This window comes from Allosaccharopolyspora coralli (assembly GCF_009664835.1).
GTDB lineage: Bacteria > Actinomycetota > Actinomycetes > Mycobacteriales > Pseudonocardiaceae > Allosaccharopolyspora > Allosaccharopolyspora coralli.
The window spans coordinates 4,179,237-4,194,563 of the sequence record NZ_CP045929.1; the positions used below are offsets into that span (position 1 = coordinate 4,179,237).

Here is a 15,327-nt window from a genome sequence, read left to right on the forward strand (position 1 = left end):
GATCGACACCGACTCCGGGTGCACCCGGGAGGGCTTCGACGCGCAGGGCTCCGGGGCCACGGGCACCCCCAGACGCCCGCGGCCCCGGTGCCATGACTCCTCGGTGAGCGCAGGCCACGAAGTCCGAGTCACCCCGGGGACCTCGACACGCGATTATCGCGCCCGGCCCCGGGCCTGCCCGTATATCCTTAACGGAAAGGGTGCGCGAGCGTCAAAGTATGTGGCGACGAACACCGCGCTCACGCCCGAACAGAGCAATCCGTTCCCACTATTTTTCAGTTGAATCGTCACATAATCATCGTCGAGGTGGATTCTTCGGCCAGTGGGGTGACGCACCCGGTGGCGGTTGCGGGGGCTGCGGTTGCGGGGGTCGCGGTGCCTGGGCGACAGGCGGCGGAGGCCCCTGCGGGCGCATCCCACTCACCGGACGCACGACCTGCGTCGGCTGACCGCTGATGTCCGGCAGCGGCCCGGTCTGGCCCGGCGCAGGCGGCGTGACGAAGCCCGACGGCCCCTGCCCCACCCACGGCGGCGGGGCCTTGGCCTGCGGCATGCGGCGGAAGAACGCGTCGCGTGCCGTCTTCATCAACACGAGGATCGACGCTCGTCGCTGGTGGAACTCGTTCGGCGAGATCGCGCGGTTCGCCGCGTGGGAGTGCAGCAGCGCGAGCTCGGTGGCAGCGAGTTGGTAATCCCCCATGGCCCGGACCCCGTTGAGCCCCGCGTGGTGCCGAGCCCAGTTCCGCGCCTGCTTGCGCCCGGCCATCGTGCCGAGCATCTGCACGTCCTGTGGCGACACGAGCCCACTGGGAACATACGCGGGCAGATGCGTCCGGATGAGGTTCACGATGCGGCGGCGATCCTTCACGATCACCACGATCAACGCGACGAACACCCCGAACAGCACGGGATACGAGATCAGCATCCCCAGGAAGCCGAGGATGGTCACGCCGTTCCACAGGGCGTGCAGGAAGACTGCCACACACCAGCCTCCGACCACGGCGACGAATCTGCGTGCCCCGTGGTGCTTGGCCGCGTACGCGACGCCGAGACCGATCGCCGCGGTGAACAACGGGTGCGCCAGCGGGGAGATGACTCCACGCAGAATCACCACCTGCAGCAACGAACCCGAGGCTTCGGCGTTGAGGTAATACAGGACGTTCTCCACGGTCGCGAACCCGAGTGCGACCAACCCCGCGTAGACGAGGCCGTCCGTCGGCCCGTCGATCTCGTTGCGGCGGAAGAACAGGAACAGCAGCAGCAGCGCGCCCTTGAAGCTCTCCTCCACCACCGGGGCGACGATCGTTCCCGTCAGGTAGTCCGCCACCTCCGGATCGAGCACGGCCAGCAGCACGGCACCGCTGACGCTGTTGACGATGAACGAGCCGAGCAATGCCACCCCCGCGCCCCAGGCGAAGGAGAACACGAGGTTCAGCGTCGGCTCCGGCTCCAACCGGTCGACCATCAGGATGAGCCCGGCCAGCAGCATCGCCGTCGGCAACGCGAGGAACAGCGAGACCGTGGTGGACAGCGCGCCCATGGCGATCCCGTAGCCGACGAGGAAGATCAGCGTGCACAGCCCGCACACGACGAGACCGACGATCAGCGCGACCGGATGCCGGTTCGAACCTCGCTGGTCCAGGACAGCCTGGGGGTTGAGAGCGACCATGGCCGCAGAGTCTAGGACGCGATCTCCCTCGCTCGTGGGCGGTTCGTCGAACTGCCCACGGTTCGCCCCGGCAGGAGAAGCTGTCTTTGGTCTGCGGTGGTGGTCGCTGAACGGGTACCACGTACGCAAGCCGGCCACACGCGGGTTCTCTCGGCGCCCTCCTCGCGAGGGCAGCGACAGCGCCGCGTAGGTGCCTACTCAAGAAATCGAGCCCGCAGCGGGGAAGACGCTGAGGTTCCGCCACCAAGCCACCGAGCACACCTTCGGAACGGAGTTCTCACGACCGAGTCCCCGACACCGCGCAGAGGTCCGCGCCCATGCGACGCGTCGCCTCCAGCAACGGGGGCAGCAGTACGTCTCGGACGTGCTCCGGGCCGTTTCGGCCCGCGTGCGACGAGACGTTCGCGGCGGCCACGACACGACCGCCCGGACCGTGCACAGGCGCCGCGATCGACCGAAGGCCCGCTTCCAACTCCTGGTCGACGAGCGACCAACCGCGTGCCCGGATCATGTCGAGTTCCTTACGCAACGCGTCGACGTCGGTGATCGTGCGCGGTCCGAGTGACTCGATGCGAACTCGGTCCAGATAGGACTCGATGTCCGTGTTCGGCAGCGAGGCCAGCAACACCCGTCCCATCGACGTCGCGTAAGCGGGGAACCGGGTGCCGATGGTGATCGAGACCGTCATGATCCGCGAGGTGGGCACGCGCGCCACGTACACGATGTCGTCGCCGTCGAGCACCGACACCGACGCCGACTCGTCCACCTGCGATGCCAGCTGCTCCAGATGCGGCTGGGCGATCTCCGGGAGCGAGATGCTCGACAAGTACGAGAATCCCAGTTCCAGAACCCGTGGAGTGAGCGCGAAAACTCGGCCGTCGGTCGAGACGTAGCCCATCTGCACGAGAGTGTGCAGGAACCGGCGTGCGGCGGCGCGGGACAGGTTCGTCGCACGCGCGACCTCGCTGAGCGTCATCCTCGGCCGGGACTCGTCGAACGCGCGGATGACCGTGAGCCCGCGGGCCAACGACTGCACGAAGCCGACGGTGTCGTCCACGGCCGTCGGCGGTGCACCGGAGCTCACGGAGTTTGCACCTCGTCGAGCACCTTCTGGGCCAACGCGAACGCGCGGTTGGCTTTCGGCACTCCCGCGTACACGGCGACGTGCATCAGCACCTCACGGATCTCGGCCGGAGTCACGCCGTTGCCGACAGCCGCACGGACGTGCATCGAGAACTCCTCCTCGCATCCCGTCGACGCGAGGATCGCGAGGGTGAGGCAGCTGCGGGTCGGCCGGTCCACACCGTCGCCGCTCCACAGGTCCCCCCACGCGTACCGCGTGATGAAGTCCTGGAACGGCGCGGTGAACTCGGTCGTCGCCGCCACCGCCCGATCGACGTGGGCATCGCCGAGCACCTCCCGGCGAGTACGCATTCCCTGTTCGTTCTCCACCGTCGTCCTCCTCGTCACGCCGTGCCCGTCACACCGCGAAGAACACCGTTTCCTTCGCGCCCTGGAGATGAATGTCGAACCGCACGTCGTCACCGCCGCGGGCGGCGATCAGCGTGGAGCGCCGGTCTCCGTCCACAGCGGACAGGATCGGGTCGTCGGCGTGGGCGGCTCCGTCGTCAGGGAAGTACAGCCGGGTCACCACCCGATGCAGCAGTCCACGCGCGAACACGCTCACGTTGAGGTGCGGGGCTTGCGGCTGCCCCTCCGCGGTCGGCACCACACCCGGCTTGATCGTGCGGAACCAGAAACTCCCGTCGGTCCCCGTCCCGCACCGGCCGAGTCCGTGGACCGCGCTGTCTCCTCCGCGCGGATCGTCCGGGAACTGGCCCTGCTCGTCGGCCTGCCAGGTCTCGATCACTCCGTCCGAGACAGGATTCTCCGCACCGTCGAACACGCGTCCGCGCACGACGAACGCGCCGGGAGTCCCTTCCGCGACGATCTCCGGCCCGCCCGGCCACAACATGCCACCCGGGAGGTCGAAGAACGGTCCGATCGTCTGCGACGGGGTAGTCCCGTGCCGCGTCATGAGTTCTCCTTAGAGGGTGCGCGGATTGCTCTGCGTGGGTGGTTCCGTAGCGGGTCTGCGTACTCGGCCGGAAAACTGCCGGCGCACGGTGTCTGACGACAGCCGAAGTCCGCGCGGCACGACTCAGTCCTCGAACGGTGTCGCACCGTGGCCACGCAGCACGATGTCGAACCGGTAGGCCAGCGCCCACTCCGGCACCGTGTTGTCCAGGTCGAAGCTGGAGACCATGCGTTCGCGAGCCGAGGCGTCCCGCACGGACTGGAAGATCGGATCCTGACTGAACAGTGGGTCGCCGGGGAAGTACATCTGCGTGACGAGACGCTGGGTGAACGCGCGGCCGAACAGCGAGAAGTGAATGTGCGCCGGCCGCCAGGCGTTGTCGTGGTTGCGCCAGGGATACGCGCCGGGTTTGACCGTGACGAACCGGTAGTGGCCCTCGGAGTCGGTGAGGCAGCGACCGACTCCGGTGAAGTTGTCGTCGAGCGGGGCGGGATGGCGGTCACCGGCGTGGCGGTAGCGCCCCGCCGCGTTCGCCTGCCACACCTCGATGAGGCTGTGCGGAACCGGTTTGCCGTCGGAGTCCAGGACCCGGCCGTGGACGACGATCCGTTCGCCGAGCGGCTCACCCTCGTGCTGGCGGGTGAGGTCGTGGTCGAGCTCGTCGACGTGACCGTCGCCGAACACCGGTCCGGTGACCTCGGAGAGGTTCTGGGGCAGGTGCTGCATCGGCTTGGTCGGCGCCCGCAACGGGGTCGAACCGTATTCGGGGGTCAGCAGCGACGGGTGCGACTCGTCGTCGCGCTCGTAGGACGGCAGCACCAGGCGGCTCGTACTCATCATGTCGCTCCACTGTGGATGGTACTGGGGCGGCGCGGGCGGCCGGAACTGCCGAACGTCCGGACCAGCGGGCACCGCGGCGAGCGTTCGCTTGGCGAACGCCTGTGCTCTTTTCGTACGCTATCGACCCTCACCAGCGGCAACAATCGACGTCCATCCGTCCAGCAGAAGCATTACCCGAGCCCCTGCGTGAGTCTCTCCGCTCCTAACGTCACGCCGTCTGCGCAGGTCACGCGGGCTCACGCGGCATGACTCGTGCTCACGACCCGTCAGCTGACGCACGGCCCCGAGGGCCGGAATGACAAGTGACACAAGGACCGTAGATCTCGGCGCCAGGAGGTCAGGCCACGCGTCGCCGGCGCAGCGGCAGCGCGCTCAGCGCACAGAGCGCCCCGAAGCCGGAAGCGACCAGGACGGCTTTCGTCCGCGTCTCGGGGTCGGGGAGCAGCGACCCGAACAGCACCGCGTCCACCACGTCGCATCCCACTCGCACGCCGATCGCCAGCAGCAACGTCGACCGTGACGGCGCCAGCGCCATCGCCGCACCCGAGACGACGTCGCGGCCACTGATCGCCCGGCACAACACCGCCACGTCCTGCGGCGCGTCGCCTGACGCGTCGGCGAACCCGAGCGGCCCGGCGAGTACCTCCGGTCGCGCCAGGACCGCGACGCTGTAGCCGATCGTGACGACACCCAACACGCGCGCCGGTATCGCGCCCGGAACCCTCGCCATCAGTACTCCTCTCGGGCAGGAGGACCATCCTCACAACCGGTAGCTACGGTGTCGACACACGCCCCTTCGAACAGCACCGGATGCGGCGCTGATGTCGAGGATCACCTGCCGCCGAGGGTGCGGACCACGGCGGACATGTCTTCGGCGCCGTGCCCTGCGGCATCCGCGTCACGGAACAGTTCGTGCAAGGCGCCCATGATGCGATCATCGGTGCCGCTGGTGCGCAGGGTTTCGGCGATCAGGCCGGTGTCTTTCACGGCCCCGTTGAGCGCGAAGGCAGCAGGGAACTCGCCCTCGATCATCCCCTTGCCCTTCAGCTGCGTGTAGGCGCAGTCGAGTGGTCCACCGGAGATGCTCTCCAGGAACAGCTGTGGATCAAGCCCGAGGTTCTCCGCCATGCCGACGGCTTGCGCGGTCGCACCGACGACCGACAGGACCCACGAGTTCGCGACGAGTTTGAGCCGGTGCCCGTCGCCGGGTTCCTCCCCGACCCAGACGGTGCGCGAACCGATCGCGTCGAACACCGGAGCCACTCGGTCACGAACCTGCTGCGGTCCGCTCGCCAGCAGGATGAGCGCGCCCTGCTCGGCCGGCTGTTTGGTCCCGAGCACCGGCGCGTCCACGAAAGCCACGTCGTGTTCGTCCGCGAGACCCGCAAGCCGTCGCGTTTCGTCGATCCCGACAGTGCCGCACTGCACCCATGTCGCCTCACCCCAGGCGGGCAGAGCTCGTCCCATGACCTCGGCGGTGGCGTCGACGTCGAACATCATGGTCAGCACGAGGTCCTTTGCGGACACGGCTTCGCGCAGTTCCTCGACCACCGTCGCGCCGTCGTCGGCGAGCGGACGGGCGCGCTCAGCCGTGCGGTTCCACACGGTCACGTCGAACCCTTCGCGAATCAGGCTGCGTGCCATTCCCGCACCCATCAGGCCCGTTCCCAACACGGCGACACTCGTGGACACGGCCACTCCCCTTCCGCACGATTTCCAGGACAGGACTACCCACCGGCGGCGCGTTCAATCCGATGCAACTCGACGGCCCCGAGCCGTCCGTCGGTGATCTCCACGGTCATGCAGGTGTGATGGGGCTGCCGTCTGCGGTCCGTCGGCGAGCCCGGATTCAGCAGCCGCAGGCAGCGTGCGGTCGTGCTGTCCCACGGAATATGGCTGTGCCCAAAGACGAGCACGTCGTCGTCCGGGAACCACCGGTCGCACCGGTTCTCCCGTCCCCGACCGGCGCCGGTCTCGTGGATCACGGCGAGCCGGACTCCGTCGAGTTCGACCCGAGCGACCTCCGGGAGACGTTCGCGCAGCACACCGTGGTCGTTGTTGCCGAACACGCCGATCAGCCGAGCACTGCGCTTCTCGAGTTCGTCGAGCAGGGCGACGTCGACCCAGTCGCCCGCGTGGATCACGACGTCCGCCGCCGCCACCTCGGTCCACACCTGCTCCGGGAGCGCTTTCGCGCGCTTCGGCAAGTGCGTGTCGGCGATCAGCAGCAGACGCATCCCGCCAGTCTCACCGTCCTCGGCGCAGTCGCAACTCATGACACGGGTTCAAGGTCCAGGAACGTCCACCGGGTGTCCGGCGCGAGCCCGGCGAGCCACTTCCCGCAGTTCTGCAGTACCGCCGGGCTCGAGGTGATGTGCTGCGTTCCGGTGTACAGGTCGCGGAGCACGCGTTGCAGGTCGCCGTCGCGGATCGCCGCGGTCGCCGCCCACTTGTGCACGGTCTGCCCGATCTCGTGCACCGACCACGTGGTGTTGTTGAGCATCAGCCGGGTGAACGTTTCCTGCTCGGTGGACAGCGGAACGCCACCGTCCAACGTGGCTTCGTTGTCCTCCCACACCTCGCGCGCCCACGCGTGCGCGGCACGGAGTTTGCTTTCCGCCTGTGCGTACTCCGCATAGAACTGGGACGTGTCCACTGTGGCGCCGGGCTTGCCGGTCTTGGTCGCGGCGAGCCCGTTCATCTCATCCAGCAACCTGCGTCCGACACCGAGCGCCCATCCGCTGTGGGAAATCCCGGCCATGTTCGCCAGGCCGAGCCGATACATCGCCCCACCGTGCCGGGGCCCTATGGTCGCGATGTCGTACACGTGTGTTTCCGGAACGAAGACTTCGGAGCACGTGTAGTCGATGCTGCCGGTGGCGCGCAGCCCGAGCACGTCCCAGTTGTCGATCAGTTCGACCTCGTCCTTGGGGCAAGTCACGACCATCGCGCGTCCGCTCTCCTCGCAGAGGGCGGCACTGTGCACGTGGGTGGCCAGGGAAACGCCGGAGGCGAAGTGCCAGTGACCGCTGACCCGGTACCCGCCGTCCACAGGCACCGCGCGGCCCATTCTCGTTCCCTGCCCGGCGATCAACGCGTGTCTCCGGGAATCCGTGTCGAACAGCTCCCGCACCGCCTCCGGCCCGAGGTAGGCGGCCGTCGTTCCGGTGATCATCTGGAGTGCGGCGAAGGTCCAGCCCGTCGAAGCATCCGAATACGACAGGCGCGCGACGACCTCCAGAACCTGGCGCGGACAGAGCTCAAGACCGCCGAGCTCACGCGGAACTCCGACGCCGAACAGCCCGCTGCTCCACAGTGCCTCCACGACACGTGGCGCCAGGTCGCCCCGCTGCTCGTTGAGGCTCGCATCCTCCCCGACTGTCGGCAGGACTTCGTCGAGATTCGCCAGGATGGTGTCGAAGTCTTCGCTGGTATGTAGCCGGTCCGCCTCGGTCATTGGTACCCCCGATCTCGAGACGGTAGTCACTCGATCACCCGGCGTCCAGATTGTGGCGCTGGACAAGCCCGGTTCGACTTTCGCCTCCTGGCTCGGGCGGGTACACCGGGAAAGTGGCCGACCCACCGGAACATCGCCTGAAGAAGTACCGCGAGAAGCGGGACTTCGAGCGCACGGCGGAGCCTGCCGGGGCCGCCGAGGCGAACGCGGAAGGTCACCGTTTCGTCGTGCAGCGGCACCGTGCGCGGCGCCGTCACTACGACCTGCGACTCGAACTCGACGGTGTCCTGGTGAGCTGGGCGGTGCCGAAGGGGCCGACGCTGGATCCGAAGGCCCGGCATCTCGCCGTGCACGTCGAGGATCATCCGCTCGAATACGTCGAGTTCGAGGGCACCATCCCGGCGGGCGAGTACGGCGGCGGCGACGTCATCGTCTGGGACCACGGCACGTGGGAACCGGTCCAGACCGACGACCCAGCAGAGGCGATCGCGGACGGCAACCTGCATTTCGACCTGTTCGGTGAGAAGCTCGCCGGGCGTTTCGTCCTGGTGCGCAAGGACAATTCCGGCAAGGAACAGTGGCTGCTGCTGCACAAACAGGACGAGCACGCACAGTCCGGATGGGATGCGGAGCAGCATCCGCTGTCGGTGAAGAGCGGCAGGACGAACGAGGAGGTCGCCGCCGCCCCTGAGGCGATATGGCGCAGCGATCTCCCGGCGACCGAGGCGGAAGTTCCGGTGCGGCCGCGACGATGGACCGGGCCGACCGACGACGAGATCGCCGCACTCGACGCCCTCGGTGGTCAAGGGCGCTGGCGGCTCGGCGAGCACGAGCTTCGGCTCACCAACCTCGACAAGGTCCTGTTCCCGGCGCGCGACGGCGAGGAACCGGTCACCAAGCGCGAGTTGGTCCGCTACCACGCACTGATCGCGCCGCTGATGCTGCCGTACCTGGCGGGACGACCGCTCAACAGCCACCGTTTTCCGGACGGTTCCGGGGAAAATGGCTTCTGGCACAAGCAGGTTCCGAGCCATGCACCGGAGTGGCTCACGACGTGGCGCAACGCGGACGCGGACCGCGGTGAGGCCGAGCGCTACATCGTCGCCGACAGCGCAGCGACCCTCGTGTGGCTCGCGAACTACGGCGCGATCGAACTGCACGCCTGGACCTCACGCACCGACAACGTGGAGTGCCCCACTTGGGCCCTGTTCGACATCGACCCAGGGCCGGACACGAGCTTCGACGACGTACTCGCACTCGCCCGACTGCACCGAACCGCGCTGGACCACCTCGGCGTGCAGGCCCGTCCGAAAGTCACCGGTCAGCGCGGCATTCAGATCTGGGTGCCGATCCGGCCGACATACACATTCGCCGAAACACGGTCGTGGACGGAAAAGGTCTCCCGCGCGGTCGGCCACACCATGCCCGACCTGATCAGCTGGAAGTGGGAGAAGAACGCACGCGGCGGTCTCGCCCGCCTCGACTACACGCAGAACGCGCGGAACAAAACCCTCGTCGCCCCGTACAGCGCCAGACCACGTCCGGGCGCACCGGTGTCGGTCCCGCTGGAGTGGGACGAGCTGGACGACCCGGAGCTGCGGCCGGACCGGTGGACGATCCGCACCGTGCTCGACCGCGTCAGCACCGTCGGCGACCCGTTCGCCCCGCTGCTCGAGGTGGAGCAGGAGCTGCCGCCGGTGTGAGCCGAGGGGGTCCGAACGCCGCCCGGACCGTTCGCTAAGCTGTCCCCGCAACGGCACGGCCGTTCGGCGCGATTAGCTCAGTGGGAGAGCGCTACCTTGACACGGTAGAGGTCGCTGGTTCAATCCCAGCATCGCGCACCATTTTTTTTGCAGGTCAACGATCTCGGTGACCTGATCGCGGCCGGATACGTGTTCATTTGACCGTGGGACGTGCTGCAAATCAGCGGTCCTCCGGAGCGGGCCTGGTGGGGTCGTGTTGGGTTTTGTTTTTCGCGCTGCTTCCCGCGCCGGTGATTCGGTGCGGTTGATCGTCAGCTGACCGGCCCCCGTATCACGGCGGAGCCCGACGATTCTTGGTCGCGTGCTGACGGGCGCGGATTGCGTTCTCGTGAGCTGGGAAACGGGCTGGTTCCGACTCTTCGCTCACCGCGTGCTCGGGCCGAACTGCGTTGCCAGGAATGCGGTCTGGTCTCGTACCGCGCGCTCGAACAGGTCGCCCACGTAGATGTCGAAGTGGTCGCCCTCGTAGCGGCCGACCTGGACGTGGTCTTGCCCGGCGGCGAGCCGGGCTGTGGTGTCGGCGGGTGCGGCCCTGTCGTCCTTGCACACGCACAGCAGGGTGGGTGCGGTGATTTTCGGCAGGTCTTTTCCCGGCCGGTACAGCGGTAGCCACAGTGCCAGCCGGGCCGCGACCCCGTTGGCGCTGTCGGCCCCGCCGTCGGTCCCTTTGAGGACGCCCCAGAGAGTGTCGCGACCGACCCCTGTGTCGGCAGGCCGGAAGGAATCGTCACCGGTCTCGATGTTCTTCGACAGGCCCCTCCCCAGCGACGACATCTTGGTCACGGCCGCGGAAGTCCAGGGGGAGAGCCGGGTTCCCGGGGGCAGCAGCCGCGAGGCGTCGGCGATCGCGGTCGGCGACACGAGGTAGGCGGGCATCCACCACACGCCCACCACCGGAGCGAGCACCGGCTTCGCGCCGAACAAGGACCCCACGGTGTCGAGCATCCCGGCGGCGATGAGCCACAGCATGCTCAACGGTGAGCTGCGGAGGCGTGAGAACAGCGAAGCCGGACCGTCGGTGAACGGGCACTGGGCCACCACGGCGGCCAGCTGATGGTCTTCACTCGCAATCCGCAGCGCGTGTCCTCCGCCGAACGAGGTTCCCCACGCCGCGATCCGATCGGTGTCGACTCCCGGCAGCGACCGGCCGTAGGCCAGTGCGGCTCGCCAATCGTCGAGCTGATCATTGATGTCGAGCAGCTGCCGAGGCGAGCCCTCGCTGGCCCCCAGGTACCGGTAGTCGAACACCAGCACCATCCACCCCTGCTCGGCGAACCGCTCCGCGAACGCGTCCAGCCGCCACTCCCGCACCGCGCCGAGTCCGTGTGCCATGACCACCAGAGGTCGCAATCCGCTCGCTTCGGCAGGGGCGCATAGCCACGCCGCGCACTGCTGGCCACCGGACTCGAACCAGACGTCGCGCCGCACGGTGGCAGCGCCCGGTTTCTGCCCTGATGTCGTTTCCATCGCCATCCTCCTCAACGGCCCCCACCTGTCTCTTGATTGCCATTCAAGATCGAGCGCGAGGCTACGATCCTCTTGAATGGAAGTCAAGAAGTGCGCTCGGGACCTGCGCCCGGTGTCGTCAGCGGGTGCCGTGACGCGAAACCGGCGGGGTTCCTCCTGCTGCTCCGTGAGGCGGAGAGTTGGCGGGTTCTTGAACACCTGCCAAGATGCCGGGATGGCTCGTAACCGCCGCCCGGTCCCCAAGGAGCAGAAACGCGACGAGCTGCTGGCCGCTGCAGCGCAACTGCTCGTGCTCGACGGCTACGAGGCCACCTCGATGAGCCGGCTCGCCCAGTACGCCGGTGTCGCCCCGAACACGCTCTACTGGTACTTCCGCGACAAGGACGAACTGCTCGTGGCCGTCGCCGACCGCTATTTCCAAGCGCTCCTGCACGAGCACGCCTCGCTGGCGGACCGACCGCTCGCCGAGCAGTTCCGCTGGTTGATCGAGAGGCTGCGGCCGGTCAAGCACCTGGTCGCCACGGTGCATAACAGGGTCGCCGTCTCGGAGTCAGTCCGCGAGTGGCATACCGGCTTCCACCGGAGCTTCGAGGACCTCTTCGAGCGACAACTCGCCAACCCGCTGGCCGCCGAGCACCGCACCGCGGAATTCGCTGCCGCGACCTTCGTCCTCGAAGGCGCGATCACCCACAGCATCGACGAGGCCACCACGGACCAACTCTGCAAGATCACTGCCGATCGCCTGCACCGGGCGGCCGAGACGAAGATGAACGCCACCTAGCCTCGATCTTCGTGACGCCGGGTAGGCGGTGGCGAGTCGTTGGTGTTGGAGTGTCCGGCGGTGGCGGGTTTCCAGACGCGGGTGCGGAACCCGGGCCCGTGGGACCCGACGCCACCCGACCGCGTCGGGCAGCCCAGCACGCCCACCACCCACCACACCACTGAACATCGTCAGACCGAACCGCTCACGCCCCCCGTCACCCCCCGCAGGGTCAGCGAGGCTGGTGCCGCGAACACGCACGCGAAGCAGCCGCCACCGTTGTCTCCAGCCGAGAGCAACCCCAGCCTCCCGATGGCGGCAACCAGAAGACCACCCCAAGCCCCTCGCCTCGGGTTGTGATTCGGTGGCGTGCTGGTTACCTTGATCGACACTTTGCGGTCGCGGGAGGCGGATGTCATGGCGGACGAGTTCACTCGGGGGAAGACATACCGCAGCCTGGACGAGCAGTTGGAACGGCTGACGCCCTCCGAGGAACGGTTCGAACGGCGCAGGCGGACCATCGGCCTGTTCCTCGGTCCTGTGCTCGGCATCCTGTTCCTGTTGTTGCCGCTGGGGCTGACGCCGCCGCAGCAGAGCCTCGCCGCCATCATGATCTTCACGATCGTCTACTGGCTGACCGAGGCGATTCCGATCCCGGTGACCGCGATCGTGGCCATGTCGTTGTGCGTGCTGCTCGGCGTGGCTTCGGTCGACGACGTTTTCGAGGCTTTCGGCAGTCCCACACTGTTCGTGTTCATCGGCGCGTTCATCATCGCCGAAGCCATGACCACGCACGGGCTGGACCGGCGGTTCGCGTTCCGGGTGCTGTCGCTGCCCGGCGTGAGCGGCTCGACCTACGGCGTCATCATCACTTTCGGTGCCATCGCAGCGGGTCTGAGTGCGTTCATCTCGAACACCGCCGCGGCCGCGATGCTGCTGCCGATCGGTCTCGGCATGATGAACGCGCTGTCCGGGCTCATCATGGATCGCACCGGCGAATCCGATCCGACACGACTTCGGTTCGGCACGGCCCTGATGCTGATGATCGCCTACGGCGCGAGTGTCGGCGGGCTGATCACGCCGATCGGCAGCCCGCCGAACCTGATCGGCATCGGATTCATCGAAGAGCAGACGGACACCACCATCTCGTTCTTCGAATGGACGGTCACCGCGCTGCCGATCGTGGCGGTCATGTTCGTCGCCCTGTGCGTCATTCTGATCGCGCTCAACCGCCCCGAGATCCACAAGATTCCCGGCGCCGCCGACTACATCGCCGACGAACGCGCGAAGCTCGGCAAGATGTCGACGGGCGGGCGGAACACGCTGATCGTGTTCTTCCTCGCGGTGCTCTTCTGGATCCTGCCGGGGCTCGTCAACCTGATCTTCGGCGAGGACTCGGCGATCTACACGGCGTTGAGCGACCGGCTCGACGAAGGTGTCGTCGCGATTCTCGCCGCGGGCCTGCTGTTCATCCTCCCGATCAACTGGCGCGAGCGTCGCTTCACGCTCAACTGGAACCAGGCCGTCTCGATCGACTGGGGCACGATCCTGCTCTTCGGCGGCGGCATCGTGCTCGGCTCGCTGCTCGACGACACCGGCCTGGCCCAGCGGATCGGTGAGGGCATGGTCAACGCGCTCGGCGTGTCCAGTCTGCTGTCCATCACCATCCTGTCGGTGGTCATCGCGGTGCTGATCTCGGAAACCACGTCGAACACGGCCAGCGCGGCGGTCGTCGTGCCCATCGTGATCCCGATCGCGGTGGCGGCAGGCGTCAGCCCCGTCATCCCGGCGATCGCGGCCACTTTCGGCGCCTCCTACGGCTTCATGCTTCCGGTGTCGACGCCGCCGAACGCGATCGTGTACGGCTCCGGGCTCATCCCGATCACGAAGATGCTGCGCTCGGGCGTGGTCTTCGACTTCGTCGGTATGATCCTGGTCGTCGTCGGTGTTTCCCTGATGGCACAGGTGGTGGGCATCGTCTAGCCATCGTCTCGCCGACCTCGGACACACCCTTGGGGCCGGACCGAGAAGAGCGAGATGATCGACACCGTCGAGCCGATCAAGACCGAGCGTCTGCTGCTGCGGCCGTTCACCGACGGCGACGAGGACGACATGTTCGCCTTCGAGTCGCTGCCCGAGGTGGCCCGCTACCTGTACAACGAGCCACGCACCCGCGAGGGCAACGCCACCGAGCTGGCCGTTCGCATGCGGCAGACGGGGCTGGGCAAGGAAGGCGACACCGTCGTCCTCGCGATCGAGCTGGCGGGAACGGTCATCGGCTACACCCTGCTGAGCTGGCTCAGCGAGCAACACGAACAGGGCGAGTTCGGATACGTACTACACCCTGATCACCACGGGCGCGGGTACGCGTCGGAAGCCTCGGTGGAGATGCTGCGCCTCGGCTTCGAACAGCTCGGGCTGCACCGCATCGTCGGTCGCTGCGACGCGCGCAACGCGGGCTCACCCCGGCTGATGGAGCGCCTCGGCATGCGCCAGGAAGCACACTTCGTCGAAGCGGAGATCTTCAAAGGCGAGTGGGGCGAGGAACTGCACTACGCCATGCTCGCCCGCGAGTGGCAGAACTCCCCCTGGGCTTCCTGACCGCGTGACCCGGCTCGGCCGAGTCGGTCACGAACAGCGCTCAGTCTCAGGCCTGGCGTTCGAAGGTGACCAGCAGGCCCTCGACGCCGCCAGGGCCGAGTCGGCCCTTGACATCGGCACCGGTGATCGCTTTGAGCTGCCAACCCTTCGCGGCGTGCTCGTTGAGGACGCCCTCCAGCTTCTCCCCGGACATCTTGCCACCGAACATCTTCTCGCGAAGCTCGACGACCTTGTACTCGTACGCCACGACTTCCCCCTTCGACACCCGGTCAACGGTCCGGCGGCGCGCCGGGTTCCCAGGCGCCGCCTCAACGTTCGGCGGGCAGCTCAGGGCCACACCGCTCCTCTGTTGCGGCACAGGCAGAACGGGTGTCCGACGGGATCGGTGTAGACCTGCCAGCCGTAGCCCTCCGGTCCGACGAAGTTCTGCTGGAACGTCGCGCCGAGGTCGGTGACGCGGCGCTGTTCCGGCTCGAACTCGTCCACCTCGAAATCGAGGTGGTACTGCTTGGGGTGCTCGTTGCTCGGCCAGCTCGGACGGCGGTAGTCGTCCACTCGCTGAAAGGCCAGCTCGACCTCGCCGAAGACGATGCTGGCCCAGTCGTCGTCGCTGCCTTCAGCGACCTCACGGCCCACCACTTCGGCGTAGAACGCCGCCAGCTTCATCGGGTCCGGGCAGTCGATGATGAAGTCGGTGAGTTTCAGCATCCGCTGATCGTGCCACGGCGCAGG

General features: G+C 67.5%; 16 protein-coding genes and 1 tRNA gene. 5 read left to right on the forward strand and 12 right to left on the reverse strand.

Going from position 1 to position 15,327, the window contains the following annotated elements; genetic code table 11:
* Nucleotides 1-295 precede the first annotated feature (295 nt).
* The 9 genes from GIY23_RS19475 to GIY23_RS19515 form a co-directional block, all read right to left on the reverse strand.
* Nucleotides 296-1,669, reverse strand: a complete 1,374-nt coding sequence (locus GIY23_RS19475; RefSeq protein ID WP_154077978.1) for a PrsW family glutamic-type intramembrane protease — start codon at nucleotides 1,667-1,669, stop codon at nucleotides 296-298.
* Between the two features lie 277 nt (nucleotides 1,670-1,946).
* Complete coding sequence (locus GIY23_RS19480; protein ID WP_228717397.1) at nucleotides 1,947-2,753, reverse strand: IclR family transcriptional regulator; 807 nt, start codon at nucleotides 2,751-2,753, stop codon at nucleotides 1,947-1,949.
* Nucleotides 2,750-3,103, reverse strand: coding sequence for a 4-carboxymuconolactone decarboxylase (gene pcaC, locus GIY23_RS19485; RefSeq protein WP_154078992.1), 354 nt, complete (start codon nucleotides 3,101-3,103; stop codon nucleotides 2,750-2,752). Before pcaC ends, GIY23_RS19480 begins: the two co-directional genes overlap by 4 nt.
* 46 nt (nucleotides 3,104-3,149) lie before the next feature.
* Nucleotides 3,150-3,707: a protocatechuate 3,4-dioxygenase subunit alpha gene (gene pcaG, locus GIY23_RS19490; protein ID WP_154077979.1), complete on the reverse strand. Its 558-nt coding sequence runs from the start codon at nucleotides 3,705-3,707 to the stop codon at nucleotides 3,150-3,152.
* 123 nt (nucleotides 3,708-3,830) lie between these two features.
* The gene (gene pcaH / locus GIY23_RS19495; protein ID WP_154077980.1) at nucleotides 3,831-4,547 is read right to left on the reverse strand and encodes a protocatechuate 3,4-dioxygenase subunit beta; all 717 of its coding nucleotides are present in this window, start codon (nucleotides 4,545-4,547) and stop codon (nucleotides 3,831-3,833) included.
* Between the two features lie 337 nt (nucleotides 4,548-4,884).
* Nucleotides 4,885-5,277, reverse strand: coding sequence for a hypothetical protein (locus tag GIY23_RS19500; RefSeq protein ID WP_154077981.1), 393 nt, complete (start codon nucleotides 5,275-5,277; stop codon nucleotides 4,885-4,887).
* Between the two features lie 101 nt (nucleotides 5,278-5,378).
* Nucleotides 5,379-6,239, reverse strand: a complete 861-nt coding sequence (locus tag GIY23_RS19505) for an NAD(P)-dependent oxidoreductase (protein ID WP_154077982.1) — start codon at nucleotides 6,237-6,239, stop codon at nucleotides 5,379-5,381.
* Between the two features lie 35 nt (nucleotides 6,240-6,274).
* Entirely contained in the window at nucleotides 6,275-6,784 is a 510-nt protein-coding gene (locus tag GIY23_RS19510; RefSeq protein WP_154077983.1) for a metallophosphoesterase family protein, read from the reverse strand.
* 35 nt (nucleotides 6,785-6,819) lie between these two features.
* Nucleotides 6,820-8,004, reverse strand: coding sequence for an acyl-CoA dehydrogenase family protein (locus GIY23_RS19515; RefSeq protein ID WP_154077984.1), 1,185 nt, complete (start codon nucleotides 8,002-8,004; stop codon nucleotides 6,820-6,822).
* A 113-nt stretch (nucleotides 8,005-8,117) separates the two neighbouring features.
* Between GIY23_RS19515 and ligD the strand changes: the two genes are divergently transcribed.
* Both ligD and GIY23_RS19525 read left to right on the forward strand, forming a co-directional pair.
* Nucleotides 8,118-9,707: a non-homologous end-joining DNA ligase gene (gene ligD / locus GIY23_RS19520; RefSeq protein ID WP_154077985.1), complete on the forward strand. Its 1,590-nt coding sequence runs from the start codon at nucleotides 8,118-8,120 to the stop codon at nucleotides 9,705-9,707.
* Between the two features lie 66 nt (nucleotides 9,708-9,773).
* Nucleotides 9,774-9,848: transfer RNA gene (locus GIY23_RS19525), tRNA-Val, on the forward strand.
* 282 nt (nucleotides 9,849-10,130) lie between these two features.
* Here GIY23_RS19525 and GIY23_RS19530 read toward each other — a convergent pair.
* On the reverse strand, nucleotides 10,131-11,234 hold the full coding sequence (locus tag GIY23_RS19530; protein ID WP_154077986.1) for an alpha/beta hydrolase: 1,104 nt from the start codon (nucleotides 11,232-11,234) through the stop codon (nucleotides 10,131-10,133).
* Between the two features lie 214 nt (nucleotides 11,235-11,448).
* Between GIY23_RS19530 and GIY23_RS19535 the strand changes: the two genes are divergently transcribed.
* The 3 genes from GIY23_RS19535 (at nucleotide 11,449) to GIY23_RS19545 (ending at nucleotide 14,595) form a co-directional block, all read left to right on the forward strand.
* A complete protein-coding gene (locus tag GIY23_RS19535; protein WP_187351944.1) occupies nucleotides 11,449-12,015 on the forward strand; it encodes a TetR/AcrR family transcriptional regulator in 567 nt (188 codons plus the stop codon).
* Nucleotides 12,016-12,411: 396 nt separating this feature from the next.
* Nucleotides 12,412-13,977: an SLC13 family permease gene (locus tag GIY23_RS19540; protein ID WP_154077988.1), complete on the forward strand. Its 1,566-nt coding sequence runs from the start codon at nucleotides 12,412-12,414 to the stop codon at nucleotides 13,975-13,977.
* A gap of 54 nt (nucleotides 13,978-14,031) precedes the next feature.
* Nucleotides 14,032-14,595, forward strand: a complete 564-nt coding sequence (locus GIY23_RS19545; RefSeq protein ID WP_154077989.1) for a GNAT family N-acetyltransferase — start codon at nucleotides 14,032-14,034, stop codon at nucleotides 14,593-14,595.
* Nucleotides 14,596-14,641: 46 nt separating this feature from the next.
* On the opposite strand, the gene GIY23_RS19550 is transcribed toward GIY23_RS19545, so the two are convergent.
* Complete coding sequence (locus tag GIY23_RS19550) at nucleotides 14,642-14,860, reverse strand: DUF4177 domain-containing protein (RefSeq protein WP_228717398.1); 219 nt, start codon at nucleotides 14,858-14,860, stop codon at nucleotides 14,642-14,644.
* Between the two features lie 62 nt (nucleotides 14,861-14,922).
* Complete coding sequence (locus GIY23_RS19555; protein ID WP_154077990.1) at nucleotides 14,923-15,303, reverse strand: VOC family protein; 381 nt, start codon at nucleotides 15,301-15,303, stop codon at nucleotides 14,923-14,925.
* Nucleotides 15,304-15,327: the final 24 nt, after the last annotated feature.

What these genes read in the sequence shown, in the direction of transcription:
- GIY23_RS19515 (WP_154077984.1), bottom strand. Translation starts at nt 8,004, where the DNA reads ATGACCGAGGCGGACCGGCTACATACCAGCGAAGACTTCGACACCATC.
- pcaC (WP_154078992.1), bottom strand. Translation starts at nt 3,103, where the DNA reads ATGCGTACTCGCCGGGAGGTGCTCGGCGATGCCCACGTCGATCGGGCG.
- GIY23_RS19510 (WP_154077983.1), bottom strand. Translation starts at nt 6,784, where the DNA reads ATGCGTCTGCTGCTGATCGCCGACACGCACTTGCCGAAGCGCGCGAAA.
- GIY23_RS19545 (WP_154077989.1), top strand. Translation starts at nt 14,032, where the DNA reads ATGATCGACACCGTCGAGCCGATCAAGACCGAGCGTCTGCTGCTGCGG.
- pcaH (WP_154077980.1), bottom strand. Translation starts at nt 4,547, where the DNA reads ATGATGAGTACGAGCCGCCTGGTGCTGCCGTCCTACGAGCGCGACGAC.
- GIY23_RS19535 (WP_187351944.1), top strand. Translation starts at nt 11,449, where the DNA reads ATGGCTCGTAACCGCCGCCCGGTCCCCAAGGAGCAGAAACGCGACGAG.
- GIY23_RS19555 (WP_154077990.1), bottom strand. Translation starts at nt 15,303, where the DNA reads ATGCTGAAACTCACCGACTTCATCATCGACTGCCCGGACCCGATGAAG.
- GIY23_RS19540 (WP_154077988.1), top strand. Translation starts at nt 12,412, where the DNA reads ATGGCGGACGAGTTCACTCGGGGGAAGACATACCGCAGCCTGGACGAG.
- pcaG (WP_154077979.1), bottom strand. Translation starts at nt 3,707, where the DNA reads ATGACGCGGCACGGGACTACCCCGTCGCAGACGATCGGACCGTTCTTC.
- GIY23_RS19500 (WP_154077981.1), bottom strand. Translation starts at nt 5,277, where the DNA reads ATGGCGAGGGTTCCGGGCGCGATACCGGCGCGCGTGTTGGGTGTCGTC.
- GIY23_RS19530 (WP_154077986.1), bottom strand. Translation starts at nt 11,234, where the DNA reads ATGGAAACGACATCAGGGCAGAAACCGGGCGCTGCCACCGTGCGGCGC.
- GIY23_RS19475 (WP_154077978.1), bottom strand. Translation starts at nt 1,669, where the DNA reads ATGGTCGCTCTCAACCCCCAGGCTGTCCTGGACCAGCGAGGTTCGAAC.